Genomic DNA, 12,398 nt, shown 5'->3' on the forward strand with positions numbered 1-12,398 from the left:
GGCTAGAGGCAAATTTAGCAAATACACCAATAAGAGATATTAAGATGAGTTCAATTGTTATAGTTTCAGGTAGTCGTACTGCAATGGGCGGTTTTCAGGGCAGTTTATCTTCTTTAACTGCTCCAGAGCTTGGTGCTGCAGTAATCTGTGAATCGATTAAACGTGCAGGTGTTGCACCAGACCAAGTAGATGAAGTTATTTTTGGTTGTGTATTAAGTGCAGGTATAGGCCAAGGTCCCGCTCGTCAGGCTATGCGTAAAGCTGGTGTGCCCGATCATGTAGGAGCAGTCACCATTAATAAACTGTGTGGCTCTGCAATGAAAGCTGTGTTAATGGCATCAGATACCTTAAAAGCTGGTAGTGCCAACATTATTGTTGCGGGTGGTATGGAATCTATGACCAATGCGCCTTATATTTTGCCCAAAGCTCGCGGTGGTTACCGTATGGGACATGGCGAAATTAAAGACCACATGTTTTTAGATGGTCTTGAAGATGCTGAAACTGGCCGATTAATGGGTTCTTTTGCTCAAGACATGGCAAATACCAAAGGCTTTACACGTGAGCAAATGGATAATTTCGCGATTTCTTCACTTAAAAAAGCGCAAACTGCGATTACAGAAGGTTACTTCAAGGAAGAAATTGTTCCTGTTGAAGTAAAAACACGTAAAGGTGTTGAAATTGTTGATCAAGATGAACAACCATTAAAAGCGAATCTTGAAAAAATCCCAACTTTACGTCCTGCTTTTAGTAAAGACGGTACAATTACAGCTGCAAACGCAAGCTCAATTTCTGATGGTGCTGCTGCATTAGTACTCACCACTGAAGAATATGCTCATTCTCATGGTTTAAATACTTTAGCAAAAATTGTGGCGACTTCTAGTCATTCACAGCATCCAAGCGAGTTTACAATTGCTCCAATTAGTGCAATTCAAAAAGTACTTGAGCGTGCTGGTTGGTCTGTTGACGAAGTAGATGCTTGGGAAATTAATGAAGCTTTTGCAATGGTCGCAATGGCGCCAATTCATGAGCTCGGCATTGATGAAGCAAAAGTAAACGTACATGGCGGTGCTTGTGCTTTAGGACACCCAATTGGTGCAACTGGTTCAAGAATTATCCTTTCTCTTATCTATGCTTTAAAACGCCTAGGTAAAAAGAAAGGTGTTGCTGCACTATGTATTGGTGGCGGTGAAGCTACAGCTGTCGCAATTGAAATCTAAAAATCAATCCACACAGAAGATGTAGGGGTTTTCTTACATCTTCTTTTTTTAGACTTTAAAAAGTTCATAACAGGTTTGGCGAAACCATTTATGGCTACTTTTATGATGACAAGACATATGCCAATGTTGTTTAACATCATAAGTTGGGAAGTCGAGAGGTGCCGGTAAAATCTGTAAATTTTCTCTGACTAATAAGACTTGGCTCAAATAATACGGTACGGTTGCAATCGCATCTGTTTCTTGAACGACTAAACCCACCCCTAGATAACTTGGTAAGCGGATTAGAATATTTCTATCCAATCCTTTGTTCTGTAATTCATTTTTAATGTGGTAGTGACCGATTCCTGCATCAATATCGATATGATATTCCCGCATATAATCATCTAAAGTAAAATTATTTGGGTCTAAACGAGGATGGCTCTTAGAGCTAATCACCACATAATGTTGTTTGAAAAACTTTTGTTGATAAAAGCCTTCTTCTAATTGAGGTAAAAAACCAATTGCAAGGTCAATTTCACCATTTGCCATTTGATAGCTAGTTTCTGGTGTAATCGGCCGAATATTCAAGCGAATTAAAGGAGCTTTCTCTTTTAAATAGTTTGTTAATTGTGGCAATAAGACCAGATGAGATACATCAGTCATCGCAATAGTAAAAAGTTGATCCGAAGTAAGTGGGTCAAAGTTCACACTAAAGTTGTTAATACTTTCAACTTTATCAATCACTTCACTAATGAGTGGAAAGATTTCTTTAGCTAATTCGGTTGGAATCATCTCATTCCCAACACGAATAAAAAGTGGATCATTAAAATGCTGACGGATTTTGTTTAGTCCATTACTAACACTCGGTTGGGTAAGACCAATAGCATCAGCAGCCATTGAAACGCTTTTAAACCGATAAATATGATAAAAAATATTTAGTAATCTACTATCTAGATCAAACAAAATTGTCTCCGTCTGGATCAAATAATCCATTCAAAAGGAATGAAATCGGGTACAGCATATATAAAAATGCTTACTAGATTTCTGAATTATTGATATATGGTCTAAATTAACAAAGAATCTAGACCATGAGCAATGCTTTATAAAGCCTTTCGTCATAAAGACAAAGGTATGGGCGCTTTAATTGATTACTTTGTATGTAAATATGTTGAATACAATACATATCCTTACAAGTTTTTATAAATTTTAATCAGGCTGAGTTTGGAAGCCCTTCCAGATTTGCTGGACAGCTTTGTTATCACTCAAATTATTTTTAAAAATGTAAATATCTTGAGGAAGACAATATTCATGATGATCCAACATGACCAGTTTTCCGTTAGAAAGATCTTCCTCTACATTAATTTTTGGAATCCATGCCACCCCTAGGCCTTGCAATACCAGCTCTTTCAAATTAGTTGCATTATCAGTCTCGTATAAGGTTTTATAAATTAGTTTACCTTCAATCAGTTGGTCGACCAATTTTCGCAAATAAGCGTGTTTACTGTAAGCAAGCAATGAAAAATTATTCTGAATTGTATGCTTAGGCGTATGGTCGGCTTCGGTAGCTGATACAGGAACAATCTCTGTTTCCGCAATCTTGATCCCGCTTAAAATATCATCACCAACACGATTAATATGAGATCGGTCTGCATAACAAATCATAAAATCGCAGGCACCTTCTTTTAAAAGAGATAAACCCTCACCACTATTGGTCGCTACAATTTCAATTTTTAGATCACGCATAAACGTTGGGAATTTTTTCAAAAAAGTCGTTAAAAAACCAGAAGCTAATGAATGAACAACACAAAAACGAATAGTAGATTCGGTTTCATTTTTAATATTTTTAATCAGCTTAGCGGTCTCTTCCACCTGCTTTTCAATATTTTTAGACATAACCAGCATAATTCGCCCGATGTCTGTAAATTCAATATTATTTTTATTATTTCTAATAATAACTTCAGCTCCTATCATCTCTTCTAATTGCTGAATTCTACGCGTAAAAGCAGATTGACTAATAAATCGCTTTTCGGCTGCCTTTGAAATAGAACGCTCACGCTCTAATGTCAAAAGATCTTCTACCCAACGTACTTCTAAGTTCATTTTATGCATTCCCTTTTTATATTTATGTCCTTAATTTGTCTTGTTGGGAAGCTGGATAAATAGCTGAATAGATGAATGAAAAATATAAAACATGGGAGTACCTGCAAAAATGCGATGGAAGAATGGCAAGGCCAAACGATAAAAGTATGTATTTAATAATTCTGACATAGAAAAGAGTGTAAGAGAATAAAAGACTTTGATTTAACTCATCAACTCATACAAATATAAAATTATTGCAGTAAAAATTATTTTAAATCAATGATTAAATTAAACATAACCTAAGTAAATGAACACTTCAATCTTAATAAAAAATAAAAATAATCTTATGTTTTCATCATGTTTTTAATTTTGATAAAAAAAGTCCGTACCTTGGGGAAGAATACGGACTGTAAAACTAAAATGTTACTATTTTGATTATTTCAGGATTTAAGCTTTCTGACCTAATAAAATCATTCAAATCAGAAGATATATTTGCAGTATAATTCAACTAAATAAACCTGACTATTCTACTAAAGTATCTATCCGAGATTGAGCTGAAACAAATTTCTAATATTCACCAATGAGATAATATAGCTTTCTTGAAATTTCAACCATCATATTAGAAGTATATTGAGTGATTTCAAAAACTTGCTTTTTCTGTGGGTTAAACACCATATTATCTTTTTCATCGCTAAAAAAGATATAAGTGGTGTATTTGTCCATTTGATGGATATGCTCTTTTAAGCTTACTTTTTCCCCAGAATTGGGATCATAGGCGATAAACTTCATTCTCATGAATTTTGTCTCTATACATACGGTCTTTTACCTAAAGTTTAATAAAATTTAGGTAAAACAATATTTTGATGGATAATGTAAAATAGTTAGGCTGAGTAACCGTGGCTATTTATAAGATATTGCTACGATACTATTTGCCTTGTTTACAGAGGTTTCCGCAGAAGCAATAGATTGCTCGGCTTCTTTAAGCAGACGAGAAGTTTTTGACTCTCTCTTCTCTTCACCCTGAAAAAGTACATAGTATGTAAAACTACCCAAAATAATTAATGCAGCTGTGACTTTTAACATAAACTTAAAACTAGGATTTTTTCGTATTATAGTGATTTTTATGTGAAATGCATCACATTTTTATATAAATTTGTTAGATAGACTACACTCTCTGTGCTGTAAACCTTATTAATTTACTTGATATTTCACTTAAATTAATGAATCTATAATTTCGTATTCGTTTATTTTTTAATTACATGGCCATTTTGTTCATCAAAGAATTTTTTCATATTAAATTTATCTAAATAGTAAACTGTTAATTTAAAAAATAAAATTTAGATTCAATGAGTGCAGGAAACAGAATTTTTTATTTTTAAATTTAGAAAAGAAGAAAACTGATATGCAAAAAATGCATAATTAACTTGATAAATGCATTAGAAGTGAAGCATTTCGAAATCTAATATGAATTATCTACTCTACTAATTCGAAGTTTAATGATGAACGCTGAAATTACCACCCGTATTGAGAAGGATCTTATTGGTTATAGAGAAATCAACAATAATGATTATTACGGAGTTCAAACATTACGTGCTCTAGAAAACTTTAACTTAACCCAAAGCAAAGTTGGAAATTTCCCTCATTTAATTAAAGCATTAGCAATGGTAAAACTTGCTTGTGCTGAAGCGAATCATAATCTTAAAAGCTTAGATCAAACTAAATTTGAAGCAATTGAATATAGTTGTAATCAACTTATTCGCGGTAATTTTCACGATCAATTCCCGATCGATATGTTGCAAGGTGGTGCTGGTACTTCAACCAATATGAATGCAAATGAAGTATTGGCGAATGTTGCTTTAGAATATATGGGACATGCAAAAGGCCAATATCAATATTTACACCCTAATAATGATATCAACATGTCACAGTCTACAAATGACGTGTACCCTACTGCAATTCGCTTAGGCTTATTATTAAATTTAGACGAATTGAATCTCCCTTTTAATAACTTAATTTTAAGTTTCCGTAACAAGTCTCAAGAGTTTGCTCACATCTTAAAAATGGGTCGTACTCAGTTGCAAGATGCTGTACCAATGACATTGGGTCAAGAGTTCGGTGCTTTCGCTGTAACTTTGCAAAAAGACCTTGAGCAAATTAATACGCTTATTCCAAATGTTTTAGCTTATATGAACCTTGGTGGCACAGCGATTGGTACGGGCATTACCACTGAATATAATTACCGTGAACTTGCGATTCAAGCACTTGCAAAAATCTCTGGTAAAAAAATTAAATCATCTCCTGACTTAATCGAAGCAACTTCAGATATGGGTGATTTCGTTCTTTTATCTGGTTTATTAAAACGCACGGCAACTAAACTATCTAAAATTGCTAACGATTTGCGTTTACTTTCAAGTGGTCCACGTACTGGTATCAATGAAATTAACTTAGAAGCACGTCAACCTGGTAGTTCGATTATGCCGGGTAAAGTAAATCCAGTTATTCCTGAAGCAATGAACCTTGCTTGCTTCCAGATTATTGCAAATGATTTGGCTGTAACTTTAGCTGCTGAAGCTGGTCAATTACAGTTGAATGCAATGGAACCACTTATTGCATTCAAACTATTTGAATCTATGGATTTGCTTGGTAACGCGATGGCAATGTTCCAAAGTAAATGTATTGATACGATTACGGCGAACCCTGAACATTGCAAAGCTTTAGTTGAAAACTCAATCGGGATTGTGACTGCACTTAACCCATATTTAGGTTATGAAACTACAACTCGTATTGCTAAAACTGCAAACGAAACTGGGCAAAGCGTATTGGCTTTAGTTCAGAACGAAGGCTTATTATCGGCACAAGTGCTTGATGATATCTTGTCGATTAATAATATGGTTAAACCAAAAATGTCGGCTTAATTCCTGAAATAAAAAAGGAGCTTTTATAAGCTCCTTTTTTATTTGTGTTATAAATTTTAAAAATTAAAAGTTGTAGAGAATTGAGCTGTACGAGGATTACCCAAGAATAGATAGTCATCCCCCATGAATGGACCAACATCACGCCAATATTTCTTATTAAATAAGTTGTCAATATTGAATCTAAACGTCGTGTCATGCCCAGCAAAATTTGTTTTATAGGCAGCACCAATATTAAAGACGCTATATCCACCTACTTTTGCAGTTGCCTCTTTGTTTGCATATTTACTACTACTATATTGCATGCCACTTAAAAGTCTTAAACCTTCAACTGAAGGTACTTTATAAGATAACTGAGCAGTTGCCCGTAATTTTGGTACATTTTGAGTTTGGTGGCCTTTATAACTGTCAGTATCAACATCAACAAGGCGAGATTTGGTATAGGTGATACCTGAGCTTACGTCAACTGTATCAGTTAAGGCGCCAGTCAGACCTAATTCAATACCTTGATTATGCTGTTCACCTTGTTCAACAAAATCGAAAGATCCATCGGCATTGACTTTACTGTATTGATTATCCTGTTTTAAATCAAAGACAGCAGCCGTTAGCAAGAAGTTTTGTACTTGTTGCTTAACACCAAGTTCAAATTGTTCAGAGTTTCTAGGTGCTAAAATTTCAAGAGCATTATTAGCAAACCAAGGTGCTTCACCACCGTCCGATAAACCTTTGGCATATGAAGCATACAAATTAGTCGTAACACTTGGACTATACATAAGTGCTAATTGCGGTAAAAACTTATTTAGGTCTGTATCTCGGCTTTGTTGTCCATCTGAATTATAAGCCTGTTCATCAAGGTGAATAAGTTTTCCACCTAGTAAAGTTGACCATTGCTCGTTAAATTGAACTCGGTCAGATATCGTGAAAGCAGTCTGATCACTTTCTAGAGCTTTGTAACGATCGCCTAAGCTTTCTGATGATGGGATGTAGTCAATCGTATCTTGATAGATATTGCCTGTTCCTACCGCTACATTAAGAGGTGTATGGTGCTTTAAGGTCTTATAAGTACGTTGTAGTTCCAAAGCAACTTGATGTTGAATGTTAGCTGTGTTGAATTGTCCATTTAGCCCAGCAGCAAATTGATTAGTAATACGTGTGTCATCTGGGCTACGGAAATCGTAAATATCATAATTACCGTGTTTATCAAAAGTATTGCCTAAACCAGTAACTTCACAATTATCGTTATAACATCCCCATGGGAAAGCACTATTATCATCAATCACAACACGGCTTTGCGATGCACTTAAGCTGCCATTCCACTGATCGTTAAAGGCATATTGATATTTCAAGCTTGCATTTACGCTGTTATTTACAACAGGTTTGCTCCAAGACTGATACCCCAACAAACGGTCTTCATCAACATTTGTTGGTACTTGTCCATCAAGCAGTTGATACCCCGGAACTGAGCGTTGGCTTTGATGCTGAGCTTCAATATCAAACAGTAGTTTAGAACGATCATTAATTTTCCAATCTAAAGCAACTGAACCAAACTCACGTTTACCATTTGCATGATCGACATTTGGGTGAATACTTTCATGGGCTAAATTAATTCGATATCCAAAGTTATCATTCAAAAAGCCGCCTACATCCGTTGCAAGTGTATAACCACCTTCTGAGTTTGCATCGACGGTAACACTCTTAACATCGGTAGGTCGTTTGGTTACATAGTTGATAACACCACCTGGAGTCGACATTCCACTTTGAATAGCGGAAATCCCTTTTAAAATTTCTACTCGCTCTTTGTTTTCTAAAGCAACGTTTTGTTCACCACGAATGTTATGGCCATTAATAAGATAACTTGAACCTAAATCGAGCGAAAAGCCACGAGCTACGAAATTAGGGTAATAACCAATTGCAGCATAGCCATCTCCTAACGATGAATCATTCTTAACAACATCAGTCAGTGTTTTTGCGTGCTGATCTGCCATGCGTTCAGATGTAATTGTTGTGATAGATGCAGGAATCTTTTTTATATCGCCTGTTTGAAAACCAGATAAATCAACTTTTTTTGAGGAATATAAATCGTCAGTGTTTTGGGTAGCATTCACGGTAATTGTAGGTAGTTGAGAAACCTCCGCCTCATTTGCATAGACAACAGACGTCATCAGTGCAATAGATGATGCTAATGCTGTTTTAGAACATGTAATGAAGTGAAGATTTAATGAGTGTCTGTCCATTGAATAACTACCTGCCCATACCGTGCATAATATAAGTATGCTAAAAGTCGGAGATCTTCCATATTTTTTAGCCTCGAAAGAATACAGTGACACATATCGAGAAACAACAAATTATGTAATTTTCAGATCAAGTAAATTTTGTGTAATAAAGCGTCATCATTATATGAATTTCATTTATTTTCTTTGAAATTGGTACTATAACTTTTTAAGTATTACCAAATAGTCAAAATAAAACTAAGCTCAAAATAAGCTTAAAACCAAGGAGGAATACAATAAAGAATATGGTTGATAAATTAGATGTCTGATTTTAAATAAAGTTTATGGTGCGATGATCTTCTAACCAAATTAAGGAAATGTTCGATAATCGGCAAAAACATCTTTAAATCGAACAAAAGATCATACAATCACTAGAATGGAAATTTAAAATTATAAAAAATGCATGGAGAGGAATTCTAAGGTAGTACTCAGGATTGAGTGATATTTAAAAACTCTTGCGATTTCCTGCTCAGTACACCTAAAAATTTCTATTTTTTTCTGCTAACTGACGGAATATATATGACATACACTAAGGAAGAAAAACGTAGCAGAATACGCGGTATTGTTGGTGCGGCCTCTGGTAACCTTGTTGAATGGTTTGACTTTTATATCTATGCAGTCTTTGCTACTTATTTTACACAAGCCTTAACTGCACCCGACATGGATAGTTCGACCAAAGCTATTTATGTTTGGGGTGTATTTGCTGCAAGTTTTTTCATGCGTCCTATTGGTAGTTGGATATTCGGGCGCATTGCAGATCGACATGGTCGAAAAAAATCAATGGTCATTTCTATTTGCTTAATGGCCTTGAGTTCCTTCTTATTTGCGGCCTTGCCTACCTACGATCAAGTCGGATTATTTGCCCCATTTCTATTACTGGTAGTGCGCTTACTTCAAGGTTTATCTGTAGGTGGTGAATATGGCGCCGTAGCAACCTACATGAGTGAGTTAGGATTAAAAGGTCAACGTGGTTTTTACTCCTCTTTTCAATACGTCACACTCTCTGGTGGTCAATTACTGGCAAGTTTGCTCGGCGTAATTTTATTAGCATTTTTGAGTGAGCAACAATTACATGACGGCGGTTGGCGTATTCCGTTTGTTATTGGTGGTTTTGCTGCAATTTTATCCTTACTTGCTCGTAGTCGTTTGGAAGAAACCCTTTCTCATCAAGACAGTGAACGTGAAGAATCTGGTAGCTTAAGAGAACTCTTTAAAAAACATTGGAAGACCTTTTTATTGGTGGTTGGTTATACCTCTGCGGGTTCATTAACTTTCTATGTTGAAACTGTTTATTCAAAAACCTATTTAACTAACTTAGGTATGGATGGAAAAACCGTTGGTTATATTATGACCTTCGCGTTATTTGTCTATATGTGTGCTCAACCTGTATTTGGTTCAATTTCCGACCGCATTGGGCGACGTTCTTCAATGCTGGCATTTAGCTTATTATCCGCAATTTTTATCTATCCAATTATGGCGATTGGAATGCCTAATTATATAGATTCACCGATTATCATTACCTTGCTACTCATTTTTATGATGATGATCCTGAGCTTCTATACATCAATTAGTGGCTTAGTCAAAGCAGAGATGTTCCCTCCTCATGTGCGTGCACTAGGTGTAGGCTTCTCTTATGCGGTAGGTAATGCTATTTTTGGTGGATCGGCTCCTTCAGTTGCACTACAGTTTAAAGCTGCTGGAATTGAAAACACCTTCTTCATCTATGTCATTGTTATGCTGATTATCTGTTTCTTATGTAGCCTTGCGCTCCCGAAAAAACCAGATTATTTAGAACATGACCATTAAATAAATGAGATGCCTTTTGTCCCAAGCAAAAGGCATCTTTAACACTTAACAAACTCTTTTAAGAAAACCCAAGGATAAATTCCTTTGTCATGCCCATCACTAAAACAGATTTGGGCGCCATATCCTTGATCAAACATTGCGGTAATTTCAACTTCCTGCTGTTCAATTTTTATTTGTTTTATACGTTTTGATCTACAAAAACCGCAAGGACAAATTTCCCTAAGATGTTGGTGGCTCAAGCATAGGCTTGAACCATCATTCCAAATAAAATGAACTTGTTTATTTAAAATATCTACACGGATATCAGGTCTGGTTTGCATATTTCACCTCACCAATTTGATTTAATCCAATACGAATTGCTTTTCGGACTTCAGGATCAGAATCATGTTGATGCTGTTCTAATAGCATTTGAGCTTTTTGTGTGCCAATTTCCCCAAGTGCTAAAGCAACTTCTTTACGTAAATTGCTAATATCATGTTTAAAATTAACTGCCAAATCTGCAACTGCCAAACTCGATTTTAACAATCCCAAACTACGTACAGCTGCTATTTGTACTTGCCAGTAAGGATCAACTAACGCCTTAATCAAGGGTGCTTCCAGTTCGAAAATACGTAATTTCCCAATAGTTAATGCAGACTCCACTCTTAACTGCCAACTTTCAGCATTTAGTGAATGATTAAGTGCTTGAATCACATCAATTGATAATTTTTTACTATAAGCCAAACCACCTGTTGCAATACGTCGTACTTCATCATCTATATCTGTTTCAACAATTTTTGCCAATATTGCAATGGCTTGATCTTGTTGCAACCAGCTTAAAGCACTCACAGCTTCACGGCGTACAAGAATATCTTGATGCTGTACCAAAGCTGATATTTCTGCAAAGAATTGCTGCGCTCGTAAAGGTTTTAAAGCGCGTAAGATTGCACTTTGTACAAAAGTATCTTGATGCTGTAAATATGGTGCAAGTACATCGGCTGATGCAGCTTCTTTGATTTCACTTAAACTCTGGCTCGCTGCGAGACGCACATTAAGATCGGAATCAGTTAAAGCCTGAGCCAATGCCTGCAAGCTGACGTGATCCTCCCAGCTTTCTAGTTTTTTTGCGGCCTCTTCACGCACTAAGGTTGATGAGTCATGTTGCAGTGCTGTATGTAACCAAGGTAGTAGATCTGGATTTTCTTCGTCACCGATGTTCATTAAAGTAACAAAACGAACCTTCTCATCTGGATGGTTCAACTGACCAAGAAATTCTTGATTATATTCATCTTGGTCATCTAAAGTTTGATAAAAACTCATTCGTATTCCTTGATTTGTGCTTTCTTTCCAAGCCCTAAAGGGTTTAAGCGGCTTAACTCTTCTTGTTGAGTGGCTTCCTTTAAAGTTTGCATGCAATGTTTTTTAATGGCGGTAAATTCACTACTCGTAACAAGTTCGATATCACGTGGACGTTCAAAATCAAGGTTGATTTCCTCAATAATTCGGCCCGGTCTATGGCTCATAATCAGTACTCGATCTGCCAGAAAAAGTGCTTCATCAATATCGTGGGTAATAAATAAAACCGAAGTTTGAATTTCTTGCCAAATGTCGAGCAATAGCATTTGCATCTTCAAACGGGTTTGCGCATCTAATGCACCAAAAGGTTCATCCATTAATAAGATGCGAGGTTCGTTAATAAGTACTCGTGCAATTTCAACTCTTTGCTGCATGCCACCGGAAAGTTCAGCTGGAAATTTCTGCTCAAAACCTTTGAGCCCCACCAGATCAATCATTTTCTTTGCCTGATCTATACGGTTTTGTTTACCAACACCCTTCATTTTTAAACCGAAAGCAATATTTTCAAGCACACTTTTCCATGGGAATAACGTATGTTGCTGGAACACTAACCCTCTGTCTGGATGCGGTTCCAGAATAGATTCATTATCGACCGTCAAAGAGCCTGAACTAATTGGTAAATGCCCTGCCAAAGCACCTAGTAATGTTGATTTTCCGCAACCTGAAGGACCAAGTAGACAAATAAACTCACCAGGTTGTATTTCGAAATTAACCCGATCTAATGCTTGAAAGCGATTTTTGCCTTGTCCTAAATGTAGAGATAGGTTTTGAATGCGCACATGGCCATGTTTAATCGACAT

General features: G+C 36.1%; 10 protein-coding genes and 1 pseudogene. 3 read left to right on the plus strand and 8 right to left on the minus strand.

Annotation, left to right across the window (positions count from 1 at the left end):
• Positions 1 to 44 precede the first annotated feature (44 nt).
• Complete coding sequence (locus HL290_RS05475) at positions 45 to 1,217, plus strand: thiolase family protein (protein WP_198495852.1); 1,173 nt, start codon at positions 45 to 47, stop codon at positions 1,215 to 1,217.
• Positions 1,218 to 1,265: 48 nt separating this feature from the next.
• Here HL290_RS05475 and HL290_RS05480 read toward each other — a convergent pair whose 3' ends face one another.
• The 4 genes from HL290_RS05480 to HL290_RS05495 all read right to left on the minus strand — a co-directional run bounded on the left by HL290_RS05480 (position 1,266) and on the right by HL290_RS05495 (position 4,358).
• Complete coding sequence (locus HL290_RS05480) at positions 1,266 to 2,159, minus strand: LysR family transcriptional regulator (protein WP_003651675.1); 894 nt, start codon at positions 2,157 to 2,159, stop codon at positions 1,266 to 1,268.
• 243 nt (positions 2,160 to 2,402) lie between these two features.
• Entirely contained in the window at positions 2,403 to 3,296 is an 894-nt protein-coding gene (locus HL290_RS05485; RefSeq protein ID WP_198495853.1) for a LysR substrate-binding domain-containing protein, read from the minus strand.
• A 546-nt stretch (positions 3,297 to 3,842) separates the two neighbouring features.
• Positions 3,843 to 4,064, minus strand: a complete 222-nt coding sequence (locus HL290_RS05490) for a hypothetical protein (RefSeq protein WP_080028261.1) — start codon at positions 4,062 to 4,064, stop codon at positions 3,843 to 3,845.
• Positions 4,065 to 4,175: 111 nt separating this feature from the next.
• Positions 4,176 to 4,358 (minus strand): hypothetical protein, encoded by a 183-nt coding sequence (locus HL290_RS05495; protein WP_004642753.1) that lies wholly within the window; start codon positions 4,356 to 4,358, stop codon positions 4,176 to 4,178.
• A gap of 413 nt (positions 4,359 to 4,771) precedes the next feature.
• On the opposite strand from HL290_RS05495, the gene HL290_RS05500 reads away from it, so the two are divergent.
• Positions 4,772 to 6,190, plus strand: a complete 1,419-nt coding sequence (locus tag HL290_RS05500) for an aspartate ammonia-lyase (RefSeq protein WP_080758426.1) — start codon at positions 4,772 to 4,774, stop codon at positions 6,188 to 6,190.
• Positions 6,191 to 6,246: 56 nt separating this feature from the next.
• Here HL290_RS05500 and HL290_RS05505 read toward each other — a convergent pair.
• A pseudogene (locus HL290_RS05505) lies at positions 6,247 to 8,449 on the minus strand (TonB-dependent siderophore receptor).
• A gap of 527 nt (positions 8,450 to 8,976) precedes the next feature.
• Here HL290_RS05505 and HL290_RS05510 point away from each other — a divergent pair.
• Positions 8,977 to 10,263: an MFS transporter gene (locus HL290_RS05510; protein WP_045432497.1), complete on the plus strand. Its 1,287-nt coding sequence runs from the start codon at positions 8,977 to 8,979 to the stop codon at positions 10,261 to 10,263.
• A 38-nt stretch (positions 10,264 to 10,301) separates the two neighbouring features.
• Here HL290_RS05510 and HL290_RS05515 read toward each other — a convergent pair whose 3' ends face one another.
• Genes HL290_RS05515 through HL290_RS05525 form a run of 3 tightly spaced genes read right to left on the minus strand, consistent with a single transcriptional unit; the run spans position 10,302 to position 12,398 of the window.
• Positions 10,302 to 10,583: a DUF971 domain-containing protein gene (locus tag HL290_RS05515; protein WP_045432499.1), complete on the minus strand. Its 282-nt coding sequence runs from the start codon at positions 10,581 to 10,583 to the stop codon at positions 10,302 to 10,304.
• Positions 10,567 to 11,562: a HEAT repeat domain-containing protein gene (locus HL290_RS05520; RefSeq protein ID WP_198495855.1), complete on the minus strand. Its 996-nt coding sequence runs from the start codon at positions 11,560 to 11,562 to the stop codon at positions 10,567 to 10,569. Before HL290_RS05520 ends, HL290_RS05515 begins: the two co-directional genes overlap by 17 nt.
• On the minus strand, positions 11,559 to 12,398 hold the full coding sequence (locus tag HL290_RS05525) for an ABC transporter ATP-binding protein (RefSeq protein WP_198495856.1): 840 nt from the start codon (positions 12,396 to 12,398) through the stop codon (positions 11,559 to 11,561). Before HL290_RS05525 ends, HL290_RS05520 begins: the two co-directional genes overlap by 4 nt.

Source organism: Acinetobacter sp. AC1-2 (genome assembly GCF_016124155.1).
GTDB classification, from domain to species: domain Bacteria; phylum Pseudomonadota; class Gammaproteobacteria; order Pseudomonadales; family Moraxellaceae; genus Acinetobacter; species Acinetobacter calcoaceticus.

Bases quoted from the DNA above. Each gene is read 5' to 3' on its own strand.
- HL290_RS05515 (WP_045432499.1), bottom strand. From the start codon at position 10,583: ATGCAAACCAGACCTGATATCCGTGTAGATATTTTAAATAAACAAGTT.
- HL290_RS05490 (WP_080028261.1), bottom strand. From the start codon at position 4,064: ATGAAGTTTATCGCCTATGATCCCAATTCTGGGGAAAAAGTAAGCTTA.
- HL290_RS05500 (WP_080758426.1), top strand. From the start codon at position 4,772: ATGATGAACGCTGAAATTACCACCCGTATTGAGAAGGATCTTATTGGT.
- HL290_RS05510 (WP_045432497.1), top strand. From the start codon at position 8,977: ATGACATACACTAAGGAAGAAAAACGTAGCAGAATACGCGGTATTGTT.
- HL290_RS05485 (WP_198495853.1), bottom strand. From the start codon at position 3,296: ATGAACTTAGAAGTACGTTGGGTAGAAGATCTTTTGACATTAGAGCGT.
- HL290_RS05525 (WP_198495856.1), bottom strand. From the start codon at position 12,398: ATGTCGATTAAACATGGCCATGTGCGCATTCAAAACCTATCTCTACAT.
- HL290_RS05520 (WP_198495855.1), bottom strand. From the start codon at position 11,562: ATGAGTTTTTATCAAACTTTAGATGACCAAGATGAATATAATCAAGAA.
- HL290_RS05495 (WP_004642753.1), bottom strand. From the start codon at position 4,358: ATGTTAAAAGTCACAGCTGCATTAATTATTTTGGGTAGTTTTACATAC.
- HL290_RS05475 (WP_198495852.1), top strand. From the start codon at position 45: ATGAGTTCAATTGTTATAGTTTCAGGTAGTCGTACTGCAATGGGCGGT.